General features: G+C 31.6%; 16 protein-coding genes. 14 read left to right on the forward strand and 2 right to left on the reverse strand.

Translation table 11 applies throughout. The features are described from left to right. The first annotated feature begins 112 nt into the window (after positions 1-112). The 7 genes from LY08_RS05950 to LY08_RS05985 all read left to right on the forward strand — a co-directional run bounded on the left by LY08_RS05950 (position 113) and on the right by LY08_RS05985 (position 9,102). A complete protein-coding gene (locus tag LY08_RS05950) occupies positions 113-844 on the forward strand; it encodes a class I SAM-dependent methyltransferase (protein ID WP_111659532.1) in 732 nt (243 codons plus the stop codon). Positions 845-852: 8 nt separating this feature from the next. Next, positions 853-1,524, forward strand: coding sequence for a ZIP family metal transporter (locus tag LY08_RS05955; RefSeq protein ID WP_111659533.1), 672 nt, complete (start codon positions 853-855; stop codon positions 1,522-1,524). Positions 1,525-1,741: 217 nt separating this feature from the next. Continuing rightward, positions 1,742-2,170, forward strand: coding sequence for a DUF4268 domain-containing protein (locus tag LY08_RS05960; protein WP_111659534.1), 429 nt, complete (start codon positions 1,742-1,744; stop codon positions 2,168-2,170). Between the two features lie 367 nt (positions 2,171-2,537). Then, positions 2,538-4,448, forward strand: coding sequence for a hypothetical protein (locus LY08_RS05965; protein WP_111659535.1), 1,911 nt, complete (start codon positions 2,538-2,540; stop codon positions 4,446-4,448). 175 nt (positions 4,449-4,623) lie between these two features. Further along, positions 4,624-6,729, forward strand: a complete 2,106-nt coding sequence (dndD, locus tag LY08_RS05975; protein ID WP_111659536.1) for a DNA sulfur modification protein DndD — start codon at positions 4,624-4,626, stop codon at positions 6,727-6,729. Continuing rightward, positions 6,722-8,290 carry a DndE family protein gene (locus tag LY08_RS05980; protein WP_111659537.1) on the forward strand — a complete coding sequence of 523 codons (1,569 nt, stop codon included), beginning with the start codon at positions 6,722-6,724 and terminating at the stop codon, positions 8,288-8,290. The genes dndD and LY08_RS05980 overlap by 8 nt, the downstream gene beginning before the upstream one ends. A gap of 281 nt (positions 8,291-8,571) precedes the next feature. After that, entirely contained in the window at positions 8,572-9,102 is a 531-nt protein-coding gene (locus tag LY08_RS05985) for a DUF4440 domain-containing protein (protein ID WP_111659538.1), read from the forward strand. 2 nt (positions 9,103-9,104) lie between these two features. Here LY08_RS05985 and trhA read toward each other — a convergent pair whose 3' ends face one another. Further along, positions 9,105-9,731 carry a PAQR family membrane homeostasis protein TrhA gene (gene trhA, locus LY08_RS05990; protein WP_111659539.1) on the reverse strand — a complete coding sequence of 209 codons (627 nt, stop codon included), beginning with the start codon at positions 9,729-9,731 and terminating at the stop codon, positions 9,105-9,107. Next, complete coding sequence (locus LY08_RS05995; protein ID WP_111659540.1) at positions 9,731-10,417, reverse strand: DUF4294 domain-containing protein; 687 nt, start codon at positions 10,415-10,417, stop codon at positions 9,731-9,733. Before LY08_RS05995 ends, trhA begins: the two co-directional genes overlap by 1 nt. Before the next feature lie 120 nt (positions 10,418-10,537). Here LY08_RS05995 and LY08_RS06000 point away from each other — a divergent pair, with 120 nt between their 5' ends. The 7 genes from LY08_RS06000 to LY08_RS06030 all read left to right on the forward strand — a co-directional run bounded on the left by LY08_RS06000 (position 10,538) and on the right by LY08_RS06030 (position 17,761). Then, entirely contained in the window at positions 10,538-11,626 is a 1,089-nt protein-coding gene (locus LY08_RS06000; protein WP_111659541.1) for a M42 family metallopeptidase, read from the forward strand. 80 nt (positions 11,627-11,706) lie between these two features. Then, positions 11,707-12,867, forward strand: coding sequence for an aminotransferase class V-fold PLP-dependent enzyme (locus LY08_RS06005; protein ID WP_111659542.1), 1,161 nt, complete (start codon positions 11,707-11,709; stop codon positions 12,865-12,867). Between the two features lies 1 nt (position 12,868). Continuing rightward, on the forward strand, positions 12,869-13,417 hold the full coding sequence (locus tag LY08_RS06010) for an NUDIX hydrolase (protein ID WP_111659543.1): 549 nt from the start codon (positions 12,869-12,871) through the stop codon (positions 13,415-13,417). A 9-nt stretch (positions 13,418-13,426) separates the two neighbouring features. Then, entirely contained in the window at positions 13,427-14,104 is a 678-nt protein-coding gene (locus LY08_RS06015) for a PrsW family intramembrane metalloprotease (RefSeq protein ID WP_111659544.1), read from the forward strand. A 77-nt stretch (positions 14,105-14,181) separates the two neighbouring features. Then, on the forward strand, positions 14,182-14,667 hold the full coding sequence (locus LY08_RS06020; RefSeq protein WP_111659545.1) for a biotin/lipoyl-containing protein: 486 nt from the start codon (positions 14,182-14,184) through the stop codon (positions 14,665-14,667). Position 14,668: 1 nt separating this feature from the next. Next, positions 14,669-16,111 carry an acetyl-CoA carboxylase biotin carboxylase subunit gene (accC, locus tag LY08_RS06025; RefSeq protein WP_111659546.1) on the forward strand — a complete coding sequence of 481 codons (1,443 nt, stop codon included), beginning with the start codon at positions 14,669-14,671 and terminating at the stop codon, positions 16,109-16,111. 108 nt (positions 16,112-16,219) lie between these two features. Then, positions 16,220-17,761, forward strand: a complete 1,542-nt coding sequence (locus tag LY08_RS06030) for an acyl-CoA carboxylase subunit beta (protein ID WP_111659622.1) — start codon at positions 16,220-16,222, stop codon at positions 17,759-17,761. Positions 17,762-17,846 lie beyond the last annotated feature (85 nt).

The following is a 17,846-nucleotide window of genomic DNA, read 5'->3' on the forward strand; positions in this document are numbered from 1 at the left end:
TTTTTACTACCATCACTTAGACTACATTCAGTGACCAATTTGTAAAAAAAGATATAGCGTAAAGCCTGGTGCTACGTAGCTTAAGCGAAGTAGCAAACCCCAAAATTAAACTATGACTAAACAGACTAAACAATGGTACGCGTCTTGGTTTGACACACCATTTTACCACATACTTTATAAAGACAGAGATCATGCTGAGGCAGAACGGTTTATGTACAGTTTAACCGAGTATTTAAATATCCCAGAACAGGGAAAAATATTGGATTTGGCTTGTGGTAAAGGTCGTCATGCTATCTATTTAAACTCTATAGGTTACGATGTGATTGGTGCGGATTTGTCCGAAAATAGTATCCAACACGCTAAGCAATTTGAAAACGACACCTTGCATTTTAAGGTGCATAATATGTGTGAGCCTTTTGGCGAAACCTTTGATGCGGTGTTTAATTTATTTACTAGTTTTGGGTACTTTGATGATGAAGCCGATAATTTAGCTACCATTAAAGCCATTAAAGCTAATTTAAATGACACTGGGTTTGGTGTGATTGATTTTATGAATACCGAATACGTCATTGAAAACCTAGTACCAGAAAACGTTAAAACCGTTAATGGTATTGATTTTTTGCAGCAACGACGTGTGGAAAACGGTTATATAATTAAAGATATTAGTTTTACTTTTGAAGGCGAAAACTACCAGTTTCAAGAGCGTGTTAGAGCCTTTAGTTTAAAAGACTTTGAAGCTTTATTTGAGCAAGCTGGTGTGTATTTATTGGACGTTTTTGGTGATTATAAATTAAGCAAATTCCACAATAAAACCTCAGAGCGATTAATCATGATTTTTAAGTAATACAACACATGCAAAACTTTATTTTACCCATTATAGCTGTTGTTTTAGGATTTTTGTTAGTCTTAGTGTTTAAACCTAAACACAACCGCAATCTTAAATTACTACTCGCGTTTAGTGGTGCGTTTTTACTGTCTATAACGGTTTTCGACTTTTTACCAGAAGTGTATAACAGTCAGGACAAGCCCATTGGTTTGTTTATTATGATAGGTATTTTGCTGCAAATTATTTTAGAGTTTTTCTCTAAAGGTGCAGAACATGGTCATGTCCATTTGGATAAAAGCAGTGTCGATTTTCCGTGGTTGCTGTTTATTAGTTTGAGTATCCATAGTATTTTGGAAGGCATCCCAATGGAAGCGCATGAGCATTTAATTTATGGCATTATTATCCATAAACTACCTGTAGCTATTATATTATCTACGTTTTTCTTAGCCTCAAAATTAAGTAAAACCAAAAGCATATTGTTTTTACTGTTGTTTGCTTTAATGACACCTTTAGGAGTGTTTTTATCGACTCAATTTCAGTTTTTTGAATATTACTATTATGAAGTCTCTGCGTTGGTAATTGGTATCTTTTTACATATTAGTACCACTATTTTGTTTGAAAGTAGCGAAGGTCATAAGTTTAACCTGGCCAAACTAACCACTATCGTTTTAGGAATTGTAATTGCATATTTAATTTAATTTAAGCGTCAGTTCGAGTTGAGCGACAACGAAGCGAAGTATCGAGAACAAGCGAAGGTTGTAAAGCTTCTCGATACAATTGGTTTCGTAACTCAACCATTCACTTGAAGTGACGTCATGAATAAATAAAAATAAATCTTAAAAACTAACTACTAACCACTAACTACTAAACACTAACCACTAACTACTAACTACTAACTACTAGCTACTAAAAACCATGTTTTCTAAAGAAGAATCTAAACAACTCAAGCAACTGTTTTGGACCAGTTTTGGGAAATCTTTTCCCAGAAAATGGATCTTGTACAATACCAAACTAAAAGGCGTGAGTTTTAAGTTTTACTTCGATAACAAAAAAGCAATGGTGACTTTAGATGTGGAAGACGATTTAGAATACCGCATCAAGTATTGGGAAAAGTTAACTGCTTTAAAATCTATCCTATTGGACGATTACCTTCCTGATGCCATTTATGATGAAGCCTACCTTTTAGACAACGGAAAAGAAATTTCTAGAATTTACGTCACCTTACCACAAAAAGTATCTATCCACAATAAAAATACCTGGCAAGACGTGATGGTGTTTTTTAACACACACATGAGTTTGTTTGAAGCCTTTTTTGAGGAGTATAAAGAGGTTATTGAAGGGTAACTTATTTACACCTCTACTTCCCTATTTGGTGTTAAAAAACCACTATCTCACTGGTTTTTAAAGATTAAGACTAACATAACTGATTGATAAAAATACGTAGTTCTACGTATTTTTTTTAGTGCTTTTATTTTGTAGGTTTGGAATTACAACTAGCAGCTAAAAGTTGTTATATCTGGTTACTATAATGAGATATGGATAGTTTTTGTTGTTATATATATTGTTGTAAACAAGCTAAACCCAGCCGCACATTAGCCACATTTAGTTTTTGCCAAAGCTGAAAGAAAATTGAGTAAAACCGTAAACTGAATAAAAAAATAAAATGTAATTTAGTTAGTTCAACCGATTAAAAGAATCTTTAAGAATTAGAATGACAATAGACTATATTTATAGAAAGGAAGAAATTAGTGTCCGATCATACCATATTTGTAAATACAATAAATTAAATACAATAAGTGATTTAAAAGAATATTACTTTAAACATAAATCTTTTGATAAACTTCGAAACTGTGGTAGAAAATCTAATGAAGAATTAATTGAAATCTGCAACAAATATCAAGGAGAACATTTTGAAAATATAGAAACTGAAATAAAAAAAGAAAATCCTTTAAAAACAATAATTTCAGATTTAACAAGGGTTCAAAGGGAAGTTATTAATAGTTTTATTCTTGTAAACACAAACAGCCTTTCTGTAAGAAGTAAAAACGCTATTTCACTTCATTTAAAAAAGAATTTTAAAATTAAAAACTTTGCTGAAAAAGTATTTTTTAATTCTGTGGATATTAAACATTGGAAAAACGTTGGTGCTAAATCAATCCCTGAAATTGAACTTTATTTAAATATCATAAAAGATTTTGTAAAAGAAGTAAGTGAATCAAAAGAAGAAAAGTATCTAATATCATTAAAAAACAATTTCTTAATTCAACGTACTTTTTCTATCTCTAAAATCCCAAATAATGTACTTGAATCAGAATCAATTTTCTTACTTACAGATTTTTTATTAAACAGTAATGCCCTATTTGATAATACACAAATAGCAATTGTAAAAAAAGCTTTTAAGATATATCAAAACCAAAAGGAATTAACTCTTGATGATATTGCAGACGAAGTTAAATTGACTAGAGAAAGAGTAAGACAAATAAGAGTAATGTGTTTAGATGAATTGTTCGAGAAACTCTCTTTTATTCAAAACTTTAATGATGATTTATTCCAAAAATATAATATTGATACTAATTCTGAACAAATTGAAATAAATCAAGATCTAATTGATGTAATTAACATTACTAACCTCACATTTTTTTCAAGAGAATTTGTAACCTTCATACTTTACGTTTACTTGTCGAATAGATTTTCGTTGATTGGTTTTGTTGAGGATGTTATCCAACCAAAATATTTTAATGCTCGTAATAGACATAATTGGAACAATTTCTTTTTAATAAAAAAAGAAATTATTAAAGAAATTGATTTTAATGCTTTGGCTAATGATATTGATAATAGAATAAATGATAGAATTGTAGAATCCTATTCATTTAATTTTAAAAGCTACTTATCAAGATTTTTGATTAATGATAATATAGATATCTTAAATTCAGGATTTTCAATTGCTGAAAATATTCTTAATGAAGAATTTGAGATGAGTCTTGATTTAAATGAAAATATAATTTTTAAAAGAAATACACACAAACAAGTTCCTGAATATATTATTGAGGCTTTAGAAAATTTAAACAAACCATCAAAATTAAGTGAGATTTTTGAATGGATATGTAATCATTACCCGGAAGCAACTAAAAGTGAAGAAGCCTTAAGAGGTAGTTGTCAACGTAGTAATGAGATTATTTATTTTGGTAGAAGTAGCACTTTTGGTCTGAAAAAATGGGAAAACACAAGAAATGATATTAAGGGAGGGACAATAAAGGATATTGTAACTGAATTATTGGAGAACTCAAACACCCCTATTCATATAACTGAAATTCTTGAAGAGGTTCACAAATATAGAGCTAAGACAAACGAAAGAAATATAATAACCAATTTAAAGCTTGATCCTAATAAATCGTTTATAATTTTTAATCAAAAATTTATTGGTTTATTAAATAAAGTAAATGATTACGATTTAATAAAGTATGAAAATCTACCTATTCAGCTAGGTAAAATAATCAAAGGAAAACTGAAAAAGAATACTTTAAACGACATTAATCAAATGAGTAATTTTTTAAATAAAAATTACGATCTTACTTTAAAAGAAACAAAAAATATTCTTACTTCATTAAATATAAACTTATGAAAATAAAGGAAACCAAAATACTACAGAGTCAAAGACTCAAAGAAATTTGTAATGAAAAGGGTGTGAATTTTAATTCTATAGAAACTTTATTGGATTCTGTAAAAACAAAAAAATTACATTCTAGAAAAAACTATCATCAGCAAAAAATTGATGACACCATTAATAAATCCGTGAAATGAAATTATCCGAAATAAAAATCAACAATTTTAGGCAATATTACAAAGAAGTTAATATTGACTTAACTACCAATTCTGATGAAAATATTATTTTAATCGGAGGTAGAAATGGATATGGTAAAACTAATTTCCTAATTTCAATAGTTTGGTGCTTGTATGGGCGTCAAATTGAAAAAGTAGATAATAACTTTAAACAAGAAATTAAAAAAGAAAAAAATTATGATTCTTTTATGTTTCAATCTCTTAATTGGACTGCAAAAAAAGAGAATAAAGATACTTTTTCTGTTAGCTTACTTATTTCAGAAATTGAATTACCGGAACTAAAAAAATTAAATTCCAATTCTGAAAGCGTAATTATTACTAGGAAATTTAATGTTTCTAGTATGAGTGAAGAACTTATGATTTTAGATGCCGATTCAAAAATGGAAATTTTTGATGATGAAGCAGATAAAATTAACTTTATAAATGATTATATAATTCCGATAGATGCTGCAAAATTTGTCTTTTTTGATGCAGAAAAAATATCTGAAATAGCCAACTTATCAATTAAGGAAGAAGGAAGTTTTATAAATGATGCTTTAGGTAAAATTTTAGGGTTAGATACTTACGATACACTTATTGAAGATATAGAGTTTTATATAAATTCTCTTAAAAAAGAAGGAGCAACTAAAAATTTACAAGAACAAATTGTAGATAAAGAAAAAGCTATTGAACTCTTTAACATCGATATTGAAAAGCTTGAAGAAGAGAATGCCGAAAAGCTTAAAGAGATTGATGATTTAAAGAAATCTATCAGGAAATACGATAATTTTATATCACAACACAGTAAACAAGGCAATTCTATATTTGATAGAGAATCGATTTCATCCGAAATAGAAAAGTTACAAGCAAAGAGACTTGAATTATCCGAAAAATTTAATGAATTAAGCGAAATAATTCCTTTAACTATTTTAACAGGAAAACTTGAAGAAGTAAGCGAACATCTTGAAATTCAAGAGAAAAACGAATTAACACAAAATTCATCAAAAGAAAATTCTGAAAAAATTGAGAATTTTATTGAGCTTCTTTTTAATAAACCACCTGAACCAGACAATTCTACAATGTCTTTTAAAGACAAAAACTTTTATTACGAAAAAGCTAAAAATTTAGGTTCAGAGTTATTTAATGATAATGGAGATTATCAAGAACTAGAATTTGAACATGATTTGAATAATTCAGAAAAAAACATTATTAAAGATGCTATAAACTTAGTTAATGAGCAATCTAAAGGTTTATTCGAGACTACAATTGAGGAGTTTAATGAAGTGCAAATTAAACTTTTAGAATTAAATAAAACTTTGAGTAAAGTTGATGCAGATCAAGAAGACGAATATATTTTAGAGGCAATATCTGAAAAAGAAACTGCTGAATACAAAAGAGATATAAGTAAGGAACAGATTGGTGGGAATAAAGAGAAAATAAAGAAATTAGAAAGTGATATAGTTCGTTTAAATCAACAACTACATACGTTGGTGAAAAAGGTAGATGTAAATGAACAAAATAAACTAAAAATTAAAGAAAGTCAAAAATACATTGATGTCTTAAATTCATTCTTAGAAGAACAGAAAAGTAAACACAAAAATAGTCTTGAAAAAACAATTTTAAGCGAGTTAAAAATATTAATGCACAAACTAGATAGTGATGAAAACAGCAGTAAATTTATTGAAGATGTCAAAGTTACCATTCTAGCTTCAGGTCAAGGAATGAAAATTACATTATTAGATCAAGATGATAATGAAATAAGAAAAGAAAGTTTATCATCAGGAGAAAAACAAATTTATATTTCGTGTTTGATTAAAGCAATATTAAATGAATCAATACAAAGTTTACCAATATTTATAGATACACCTCTTGGTAGATTAGATGAAGAACACAGAGATAACATTACAAAAAAATATTATCCAGCTCTTTCAGAACAAGTCGTACTATTTTCAACAAATAGTGAGATTACACCTAAACGATATAAAGATATTTCAGAAAACATTTCAAAATCTTATCTACTGTTTAATGATGGAGCAAATACAAATTTAAAAAACGGTTATTTTAATACTACAAGCAATGATTAGATTTAAAATAGATTCAGAAAGTACAGAATTATTAGATAGAATTACAAATATCTATAATTTTAAAAGAGACACAATTACAGGAAGAATTGCATTGTCATTAAGTATTGAAAAAGGTCGTCTGTTTCACGAAAACGAAAATAGTCTACCTCAAAACGGAAGAGAATATACACCTACAAGTAACATCTTTGGTCGTTTAGTTAATGACGTAGATAATTTTACTCTTTATAAAACTATTTTCGATCAACACTATAATAAAGAATTAACAGAAAGTGAATTTATTAGGCTTTATAAACTTCATTTAAAAGATGGTCTTGAAATCTGGAATAATAAATTAAACAATAGTGACATAACGAAAGGAGAACATATCTCACTTTTATTGAAACCAGTAAAAAAAGGATTACATAAAAGAAAATCTAATGTGTATGTTTCAAGTTCTGATAAAACAGAAACAACTTATAATTTAATCAATAGCACAAATAAACCTATTGAATTAAACCTAGGAAACGAACTAAATGGAGAACCTATTAAAATTAAAATTAATGACGAAACAGAATATACAAGTCGTCATTTTGGCATTGCAGGTACAACAGGATCAGGAAAAACACAATTAGTATTTGATTTAATTTATCAAATTTCCAAACAAACAGAATATGAACTGAACTTTACTTTTTTTGATTTTAAAGGAACAGATACTAAAGAAAAACTTGATACATTTTTATCTTCAACTAAAGCTAATTTTATAGATATTAAGCATCAAATCGGTTTTCCTTTTAGTCCATTAAAAAACTATGATTTAAGTAATCAAAACTATATTGAGTCTTTTGCAAGTGATTTAAGAACTTTTTTTAAGAGTATTGGTCAAGTTCAGTCAGCTAGCTTGGTAAGAGAAATAAAAGACTATTATTTTGATAATAATTCTTCACCAACATTAGACGAATTATTAGAAAATATTTTAGAGAAAAATAAAGGCAAATTTGATACAACTACTAGTGTAATTCAACAATTAATTAACTCTGGTATTTATGATGAGTCAAAGTCATATTCTATATTTAATCAAAGTACATACATTTCAATGCCTTCAGAGGTTACAAAAGAGATTAAACAATTTGTAACATTTAATCTTTTGAAATATATGTATGATAGCATTAAAAAATCTGGAGATACAGCTGTAACAAATAATATAAAAGCTTTAAAACACGTTATTGTTATTGATGAAGCACAGAATTTTTTACAACATAAAAATGCAAGACCTGTAATTGAGTCAATGTTGAGAGAATTACGATCTATGGGAATAATAATCATCTTAATTGCTCAAGAAACTCAAGATTTTGTTTACAAAGATTTTAATTTTATGTCACAAATTCAATTTCCTATTTGTGCTAATGTTAAAGATAAATCTACGAAAAGAATTATTCCATTTCTTGGTAGCGTAAATAGTGAAGTCAAACTGAACACTCAATTAGAAAAACTTGAAGGAGGAAAAGCAATAATAAATATAGGAGAACCAAAACTAATTGAATTAAAGCAATGGTGGAAAACTAAAAAAGAGGAAAATATTTAAGCCTAAGCTATGTTCAAGCACATTTATTTTTTTCCAATGCTCAAAAATGCCAAACCAAAAAAATAAAAGAGCTTTCACGCCAAAGCTCACATTTGAACTAATAGAAAACATTGGAAAACCTAGCTGAACGAAATAAAGCCAGTTTACAACAACGTATATAATTTATTGCTAGTTCTCACCTACTTCTGAAAATCCACTCTAATCATTTATCTATTTTTTATTCACTAAATTAGTAAGCCTAATAAATAATTGGGCTTACTAACTTTTAATACACTTCTGTTATGTTTAAAAAATTAATGTTTACTGTAGTATTGTTTATGGCTTTTACATGTCAAAGTCACGCGCAATCTTTAGATAATTTAAAAGCTATCAATTATACGGTTTGGCTTAAATTTTATCAAGCGTTTAAAACTTTAGATTATACACTCATGGAACAAATCCATTCTAAAGATTTGGTAAGGATTTCTGGAGGAAAAAATATAAGAGATTACGAGTCGTACATCAATAATTATAAAGCTAGATTTAATTCAGATAAAGAAAATAATATTTCTTACAATATCTCTCTACGCTTTTTTGAGCGTATTAGCAATGACTCTGTAGCTTCAGAACGTGGAATTTACAAACTCATGATTAATCCTAATTCTGCAGATCCTCAAATATACTATGGACAATTTCATGTCTTATTAAAAAAAGAAAATGGCGTATGGAAAATTGTAATGGACTATGACTCAAATGAAGATAATACTATAGATAGTAAAGCTTATAATAAAGCTTATGGTATTAGTGAAACTGATAAGTTTGCGGAACACTAATTCTAAACCACAAAAAACAACACCATAAAAAAGTGGCAAATCGCACCAGCTAACACAAACAAGTGCCAAATCACGTGGTTGTAAGGTATTTTCTCTATGGCATAAAACACAATACCAACCGTATAGGCTAAACCACCAGCCATGAGCAGTAGGATTCCGTTGGGTGCCATAAGATTGGATAAAGTGGTAAAATCAAACACGATTAACCAACCCATGACCAAATACAACAACGTAGAAAAGGTATTAAAGCGTCCTGTAAAAAACAGTTTTAACACCACACCAAACGCAGCAATTGCCCAAACCACATAAAATAAGGTCCAACCCAAGCTTTGCTCTAAGGTAATGAGTAATACTGGTGTGTACGTTCCTGCAATAAGCAAGTAGATACTAACGTGATCGACGATTCTAAAATAGTGCTTCTTTTTTTCGTCAGAGATAATATGGTATAGCGTTGAGGCAGTAAATAAGATAATAATTGAGATCCCATAAACAATCACACTAAATAAACTGTACTCCGTTTTTTTAGTTTCAAACACAATAAGTAACACCAATGCGACTATACCAAAAAGCGCACCTATACCGTGACTTAAAGCGTTTAGTTTTTCTTCAAAAGGGGTTTGTTTTCGCATTAGTTATTGGTACTAGTTTCTGTGTTATCCCACTTATTGGTCAACTTAAAATATTCAAAATTTAAAGGCGATTTCACTAATTTTATTTGTCCGTTTTGCCACGCTCTAATTAAAATATCTTCAATTAAATAGTCTTCTTCAACGTGTTCTGGATCGTACTCGCGCTTTAACGAAATATTAAACAAATATGCAGTGCTGTTGTACCAAAAGGCGCGCCAACCATTACGCAATTCTTTAATCAAATCAAACGCAGTGGTTCCGGTTTGTCTGTGGATGAGTTTTACTAAAATCTGACCTTCCGTTTTGGTTAGTTTTTTAAGCTCTTCAGAAAACTGTTCTTCAATATACTTTTGGACTTTCTTAGCATATTTTTTCTTTTGGCGTTTGTTTTTTAAGGTGGCTAGACGTGTGTTTAAGGCATTTAAACGGTCTGCTGCTAACTTGGCATACGGATACACCTTTATGGTTTTTCGTCTTAAAATATAATAACGTCTGCGGTCTTCTTTACTTTTAAACGTCAGTCTATCCAATAGCATGACTTCATCTAAATAAATAGATTTGTGTGGTATAGAGTCGCCTTCAATAATGATGTATTCGACTTCAGTCGAGTCCTGAACGACCTGGTTGTCTTCTTGAGAAAACAATAATACTGGTACACATAAAAACAAAAAAATAATATACTTCATAGCTACTAGTCTGCTAAAACTATTCCAAAGCAGATATTAATAACGCAAAATTAATAATTAACGTGTAGCTTACTATTAAATAAGTGTGAATATTCTTATTTTAGACAAAAATTAATTTAAATGGCAACAAAACGTATACTTAACAAAAAGTCGATGGACTTTTTAGAAAAATATTTAAATAATGCAGCTCCGACAGGTTACGAATGGGATGGTCAAAACATTTGGATGGACTACCTTAAACCGTATGTGGACGAGTTTTTTACAGATACTTACGGGACAGCAGTTGGTGTTATTAATCCAAAAGCAAAATACAAAGTAGTTATTGAAGGTCATGCAGATGAAATCTCTTGGTATGTTAACTATATCTCAGACAACGGATTAATTTACGTGATCCGAAATGGCGGAAGTGACCACCAAATTGCACCAAGTAAAATTGTAAATATCCACACCAAAAAAGGCATTGTTAAAGGTGTTTTTGGTTGGCCAGCCATACATACCCGAAATAAAGCTAAAGAAGAACCACCAAAACCAAACAACATCTTTATTGATTGTGGTTGCAAAACTAAAGACGAAGTCGAAAAATTAGGCGTGCATGTTGGTTGCGTGATTACGTATCCAGACGAATTCCACATCTTAAACAAAGATAACTTTGTGTGTCGTGCTTTAGATAACCGAATGGGTGGTTTTATGATTGCTGAAGTGGCACGATTACTAAAAGAAAACAAGAAAAAATTACCGTTTGGATTGTACATAGTCAATGCAGTACAAGAAGAAATTGGACTACGTGGTGCACAAATGATTACCGACACCATCAAACCAAACATAGCAATTGTTACAGACGTAACACATGATACCACCACACCTATGATTGACCAAAAAGTACAAGGTCATGTAGAAAATGGTAAAGGTCCTGTGATTGCTTATGCACCAGCAGTACAACAAAAATTACGCGATTTAATTACAGATACAGCAGAAGAAAAGAAAATCCCATTCCAACGTGCAGCTTGCTCTAGAGCAACTGGAACAGACACAGATGCATTTGCGTATAGCAATGGTGGTGTGGCTTCTGCATTAATATCGTTACCTTTACGTTACATGCACACGACTGTAGAAACGGTTCACAGGGATGATGTAGAAAACGTCATTAAACTAATTTACGAAACCTTATTAAAAATTAAGGATGGCGACACATTTAGCTATTTTAAATAAGTCAATCATCAAAATTTGGCGATAATAGAAATAACCAATTAAGCCTCTTTTTGTAGAGGCTTTTTTTAATCTAAATAGATATGGGTTTAACGCACCAAAAGCACCTATTTGATATCCCAGAGGATGTCACGTATTTAAATATTGCAGCACAATCACCAGCTTTTAAAGCAATTTATGAAGCAGGCTTAGAAGGGTTGCAACAAAAAAACAGACCGTATACCATAACACTGTCAGATTATTTTGAGCCTGTCATTCAACTCAAAAAACTATTTGCAACCTTGATAGATGCAGACGATTATAATCGTGTGGCAACAATCCCGTCTGTATCTTACGGAATGGCAACTGTAGCCAATAATATTAAGTTGCAACCTGGTGATGAGATTGTGGTCATTGACGAGCAGTTTCCGAGTAACTATTATTCGTGGAAAGCGCTATCAGAAACCTATGATGCCACCATCAAAACAGTGGTTAAACCTAGTAAAACAGATTCTAAATCTTGGGACGATGCTATTATAGAAGCTATTACAGACCAAACCGCTGTTGTTGCTATGGGTAACCTACATTGGTCAAACGGAAGTTTATTTAACCTTAAAGCGATTAGCCAAAAAGCAAAACAGCATCACGCCTTATTAATTATTGACGGTAGCCAAAGTGTTGGTGCACTACCCTTTTCTATAAAAGACATTCAACCTGATGCATTAATTTGCGCTGGTTACAAATGGTTATTTGGACCTTATGGTTGTGCCTATGCGTATTATGGCTCTTACTTTGATAACGGAAAGCCCATAGAACACAATTGGGCCAACCGATTAGATAGCGAAAACTTTGCAGGATTAACAAACTATCAATCCCAATTCAAACCACTTGCTAATAGGTATCAAGTTGGAGAAAGCGGTAATTTTATTTATGTTAAAATGCAAATTGCAGCATTACAACAAATTATAGAATGGACACCAAATACAATACAAGAGTATTGCAAGACTATTTCGGTAAACGCTGTAAAAGAATTAAAAGCTTTAGGGTGTCATATTCAGGATGATAATGATAGATCACACCATTTATTTGGTATAGAATTACCCGAAGGACTTAATGTTGAAGCTTTTAAACAAGATTTAGCTAACAGACAAATATATGTTTCATTTAGAGGACGTTATATTCGTGTGTCGTGTCATTTATTTAATACAGAAGCAGATTTTAAGCCATTAATTGCTTGTTTATCTGCCCATTTACAACAGGTTTAATATGGACGAATTAATAGATATTGTAACCAAAGATGGTTTTCCTACTGGGCAATCGGTTTTAAAATCGGAAATCCATAAAAAAGGCTATTTCCATAATACAGCACATGTGTGGTTTTACACTACTCAAGGCGAGATATTATTACAACAACGTGCAGCTTCTAAAGTGATTTGCCCATTGCTTTGGGATGTTAGCGTCGCTGGTCATATTGATGCTGGAGAAACGATAACGTCGGGAGCTGTTAGAGAAATTCAAGAGGAAATAGGATTAACCATTGCAGAATCTGACTTAGAAAAAATTGGTGTGTTTGACTGTTTTCAAAGCTATCCAAATGGGATTATTGATAACGAGTTTCATCATACCTTTATCGCACTTTTAACCGTTCCATTATCTAAGCTAACGCCTCAAAAAGACGAAGTTGAAGACCTTAAGTTAGTCTCAATTTCAGCATTTAAATCACTGTTAGACAATAGTAACACAAATGGTCATTTTGTAGCTAGCAATTACAACTATTATCAAGCTGTTTTGCAGTCTATTGCCAAAAAACTATAATTTAGTCCTATGGAATTAATCATAATGGCTTTGGCACCTGTAGCCATCATCATATTTTATATTTATTTAAAAGATAAATATGAAAAAGAACCTAAACGGTTGTTAGTTATCTCGTTTTTACTAGGTGCAATTGTCAGTATTATTATCACCACACTACTCTACTCTGTGTTTCATGTTTACTTACCATTACAAGACCATTTAAGTGTTTGGGAACAATTTAAACAAGCCTTTTTTGTGGTTGGTTTTTCTGAAGAATTAAGCAAATATCTTATCGTTTTACTATTTGCTCAACAACGTAAAGAGTTTAACGAACCCTTTGATGGTATCGTCTACGCTGTGATGGTTTCTATGGGTTTTGCAGCTACAGAAAATATCATGTACGTCTTACAAAGTGGACCAGCTACTGCATTAGTAAGAGCGTTTACAGCCATTCCTGCACATGCCACGTTTGGGATTTTAATGGGTTATTATATGGGAAAAGCCAAATTTGCACCTAACAAACTCTATTTAAATGTATTGGGACTGTTCTTAGCTATTTTGTTTCATGGTGCCTATGACTTTTTCTTATTTATAGATTTTATTCCAGGGATTTGGGTTGGTGCCTTTATCTCTTTAGGTATAGGAATTGTATTATCTAGAAAAGCCATAAAATACCATCAAAACATTTCTGAGTTTAAAACAGAATAATAGTGTTATAAAACTATTAAATTTTCTACTATAACGTTATAGTTATGTAACTTTGTACAAACAAATACGCATACTACATGAGTCAAAAATTTAATGTTAACGTTAACAATGCCCAGTCTTTTGAAATAGATTCGGATAGTGTTAACAACTTAGATATTGTTGAAACAAATAAAGGTTCCTTTCATCTTTTAAAAGACAATAAACCCTATAACATAGACATCATAAAACGTGATTTTAATACTAAAAGCTACAGTGTAAAAGTCAATAACAACACCTACGAGGTAAACATTGAAGATACACTTGATGCCTTAATTAAATCTATGGGATTTGAAGTTGGAGCTTCAAAAAAAGTGGATAGCATCAAAGCACCAATGCCTGGATTAATCCTAGATATTATGGTTAAACCTGGTGACGAAGTACAAATCAACTCGCCTTTACTCATATTAGAAGCTATGAAAATGGAAAACAGTATTGTGTCACCTAGAGAAGGTATTGTAAAATCTGTAACTGGTATTAAAGGACAAACAGTTGATAAAGGCGAATTATTAATAGAATTTGAATAACATGAAGAAGATATTAGTTGCCAATCGTGGTGAAATAGCCATTCGCGTCATGCGTACAGCACAAAAAATGGGCATTAAAACTGTAGCTGTTTACTCGACTGTAGATAGAAACTCTCCTCATGTAAAGTTTGCAGACGAAGCAGTTTTAATAGGCGAAGCTCCTTCAAATCAATCCTATTTATTGGGTGAAAAAATTATTGAAGTCGCAAAATCTTTACATGTCGATGGGATTCATCCTGGTTATGGATTTTTAAGTGAAAATGCAGATTTTGCAGAGCTATGCGAAAAAAACAATATTGTTTTTATTGGCCCAAAATCGCACGCTATTAGAGTTATGGGAAGCAAATTAGCTGCTAAAGAAGCGGTTAAAGGTTACGATATACCTATGGTACCTGGTACTGATGAAGCTATAACAGACATCTCTGAAGCAAAAACTATAGCTAAAACCATTGGGTTTCCTATTTTAATAAAAGCCTCAGCAGGAGGTGGTGGAAAAGGAATGCGTATAGTAGATACCGAAGCCGAATTTGAATCGCAAATGAATCGTGCCATTAGTGAAGCAGTTAATGCATTTGGTGATGGTTCAGTATTTATCGAAAAATATGTTGGTTCGCCTAGACATATCGAAATACAAGTTATGGCAGATACACATGGTAATGTCATTCATTTATTTGAGCGCGAATGCAGTATACAACGTCGTCATCAAAAAGTAGTTGAAGAAGCGCCAAGTGTAGTACTTACACCAGAATTAAGAGAGCAAATGGGACAAGCAGCCATTAAAGTTGCTAAAGCTTGTGACTATGTTGGTGCTGGAACCGTTGAGTTTTTATTAGATGAATACAAAAACTTTTATTTCCTTGAAATGAATACCAGACTACAAGTAGAGCATCCTGTGTCCGAAATTATTGCAAATGTAGACTTGGTAGAACTACAAATACAAGTCGCTCGTGGTGAAATGTTACCTATTAAACAGTCTGACTTAAAAATTACTGGTCATGCTTTAGAATTACGTGTGTATGCTGAAGATCCTTTAAACGATTTTTTACCAAGTGTAGGACATTTAGAGGTTTACAAATTACCTGAAGGAACAGGAATTAGAGTCGATAACGGATTTGAACAAGGTATGGATGTACCCATTTATTACGATCCGATGTTAGCTAAACTAATTACCTATGGTAAAACTCGTGAAGAAGCTATACAGCTCATGCTTAAAGCTATTGCAGACTATCAGGTTAAAGGTATTGAAACCACATTACCATTTGGAACATTTGTCTGCCAACATGAAGCATTTACCTCAGGAGATTTTGATACACATTTTGTCAAAAAGCATTACTCGCCTGAAGCTTTAAAAGATGAAGCAGAACACGAAGCAAAAATAGCAGCTTTAGTGGCTGTAAAACAGTATTTAGAAGACCAGAAATTGTTACGCATACCAACTAATTAACCTGTTTTTGTCATTCTATTTTACGACGCAATATCTAATTAATTATTATTTACAAATTGTAATAGATTCTGCATCAAGCGCGAAATGACAGCAATAAAGATTAAAACTATGGAATCCAAAATAAAAACACTAAACGAAAAACTAGAACAAGCCCAACTTGGTGGTGGTCAAGCTAGAATAGATAAGCAACACGCCAAGAAAAAATTAACCGCAAGAGAGCGTGTTAACTATTTAATGGATGAAGGCTCATTTGAAGAAATTGGTGCTTTAGTCACCCACAGAACCGTAGATTTTGGGATGCAAGATCAAAAGTTTTATGGCGATGGTGTTATTACAGGTTATGGTACTATTAATGGACGATTAGTCTATGTGTTTGCACAAGATTTTACCGTATTTGGAGGTGCACTGTCCGAAACACACGCAGAAAAGATTTGTAAAATCATGGATTTGGCTCTTAAAGTTGGTGCACCATTAATTGGGTTAAACGACTCTGGAGGAGCACGTATCCAAGAAGGTGTTAGATCGTTAGGTGGTTATGCAGACATTTTTCATAGAAATGTCAAAGCATCAGGTGTGATTCCGCAATTATCTGCCATTATGGGACCTTGTGCTGGTGGTGCTGTGTATAGCCCAGCAATGACCGATTTTACAATGATGGTAGAAGATACCAGTTACATGTTTGTTACTGGACCAAACGTTGTAAAAACAGTAACTAACGAAGAAGTAACCAGTGAAGAATTAGGTGGAGCAAGCACACACTCGACTAAATCTGGTGTAGCACATGTCACCTCATCTAACGACATAGAATGTCTAGAAGACGTCAAGCGTTTATTAAGTTATTTACCACAAAGTAACTTAGAAAAACCAGCCGATTTACCTTACAAACTTGACACAGAAATTAGAGAAGAATTAGCCTCAATAATACCTGACAATGCTAATAAACCGTATGATATGCATCAGGTTATTAATGGTGTGATAGATGCGGATAGCTTTTTTGAAATTCATAAGGATTATGCCGAAAATATTATTGTAGGTTTTGCCAGAATTGCTGGTAAAAGTATTGGTATTGTCGCCAACCAACCTTTATTTTTAGCAGGTGTATTAGACGTTAATAGTTCGCGTAAAGCTGCACGATTCACGCGTTTTTGTGATGCCTTTAATATTCCGTTATTGGTATTAGTAGATGTTCCAGGATTTTTACCAGGAACCGATCAAGAATGGAATGGAATTATAGTACATGGTGCCAAATTATTATATGCCTTAAGTGAAGCAACAGTCCCTAAAGTAACCGTAATTACTCGTAAAGCCTATGGTGGAGCGTATGATGTGATGAATTCTAAACACATTGGTGCAGACTTAAATTACGCTTGGCCAAGTGCAGAAATTGCAGTTATGGGAGCTAAAGGAGCAAGTGAAATTATTTTTAGAAAAGAAATTAAAGCAGCAGATAACCCAGAAGACAAATTATTAGAAAAAGAAGCAGAATATGCAGACTTGTTTGCCAATCCGTATAAAGCTGCAGAACGTGGATTTATTGATGAAGTAATTTTACCAGAAACCACTAGACGTAAGCTAATTAAAGCATTTACGATGTTAGAAGATAAGGAAGAAACTTTACCTAATAGGAAACATGGTAATATTCCTTTGTAATTTTTATTATTGGTATACTTTTTGTATACTATAGAAACAACCCTAAAAATCAATGCATTGAAACTTTTAAAATACAGTTTAATAC

Source organism: Olleya aquimaris, from assembly GCF_003259525.1.
Lineage (GTDB): Bacteria > Bacteroidota > Bacteroidia > Flavobacteriales > Flavobacteriaceae > Olleya > Olleya aquimaris.

What these genes read in the sequence shown, in the direction of transcription:
- LY08_RS05950 (WP_111659532.1), top strand. Translation starts at nt 113, where the DNA reads ATGACTAAACAGACTAAACAATGGTACGCGTCTTGGTTTGACACACCA.
- LY08_RS05955 (WP_111659533.1), top strand. Translation starts at nt 853, where the DNA reads ATGCAAAACTTTATTTTACCCATTATAGCTGTTGTTTTAGGATTTTTG.
- LY08_RS05960 (WP_111659534.1), top strand. Translation starts at nt 1,742, where the DNA reads ATGTTTTCTAAAGAAGAATCTAAACAACTCAAGCAACTGTTTTGGACC.
- LY08_RS05965 (WP_111659535.1), top strand. Translation starts at nt 2,538, where the DNA reads ATGACAATAGACTATATTTATAGAAAGGAAGAAATTAGTGTCCGATCA.
- dndD (WP_111659536.1), top strand. Translation starts at nt 4,624, where the DNA reads ATGAAATTATCCGAAATAAAAATCAACAATTTTAGGCAATATTACAAA.
- LY08_RS05980 (WP_111659537.1), top strand. Translation starts at nt 6,722, where the DNA reads ATGATTAGATTTAAAATAGATTCAGAAAGTACAGAATTATTAGATAGA.
- LY08_RS05985 (WP_111659538.1), top strand. Translation starts at nt 8,572, where the DNA reads ATGTTTAAAAAATTAATGTTTACTGTAGTATTGTTTATGGCTTTTACA.
- trhA (WP_111659539.1), bottom strand. Translation starts at nt 9,731, where the DNA reads ATGCGAAAACAAACCCCTTTTGAAGAAAAACTAAACGCTTTAAGTCAC.
- LY08_RS05995 (WP_111659540.1), bottom strand. Translation starts at nt 10,417, where the DNA reads ATGAAGTATATTATTTTTTTGTTTTTATGTGTACCAGTATTATTGTTT.
- LY08_RS06000 (WP_111659541.1), top strand. Translation starts at nt 10,538, where the DNA reads ATGGCAACAAAACGTATACTTAACAAAAAGTCGATGGACTTTTTAGAA.
- LY08_RS06005 (WP_111659542.1), top strand. Translation starts at nt 11,707, where the DNA reads ATGGGTTTAACGCACCAAAAGCACCTATTTGATATCCCAGAGGATGTC.
- LY08_RS06010 (WP_111659543.1), top strand. Translation starts at nt 12,869, where the DNA reads ATGGACGAATTAATAGATATTGTAACCAAAGATGGTTTTCCTACTGGG.
- LY08_RS06015 (WP_111659544.1), top strand. Translation starts at nt 13,427, where the DNA reads ATGGAATTAATCATAATGGCTTTGGCACCTGTAGCCATCATCATATTT.
- LY08_RS06020 (WP_111659545.1), top strand. Translation starts at nt 14,182, where the DNA reads ATGAGTCAAAAATTTAATGTTAACGTTAACAATGCCCAGTCTTTTGAA.
- accC (WP_111659546.1), top strand. Translation starts at nt 14,669, where the DNA reads ATGAAGAAGATATTAGTTGCCAATCGTGGTGAAATAGCCATTCGCGTC.
- LY08_RS06030 (WP_111659622.1), top strand. Translation starts at nt 16,220, where the DNA reads ATGGAATCCAAAATAAAAACACTAAACGAAAAACTAGAACAAGCCCAA.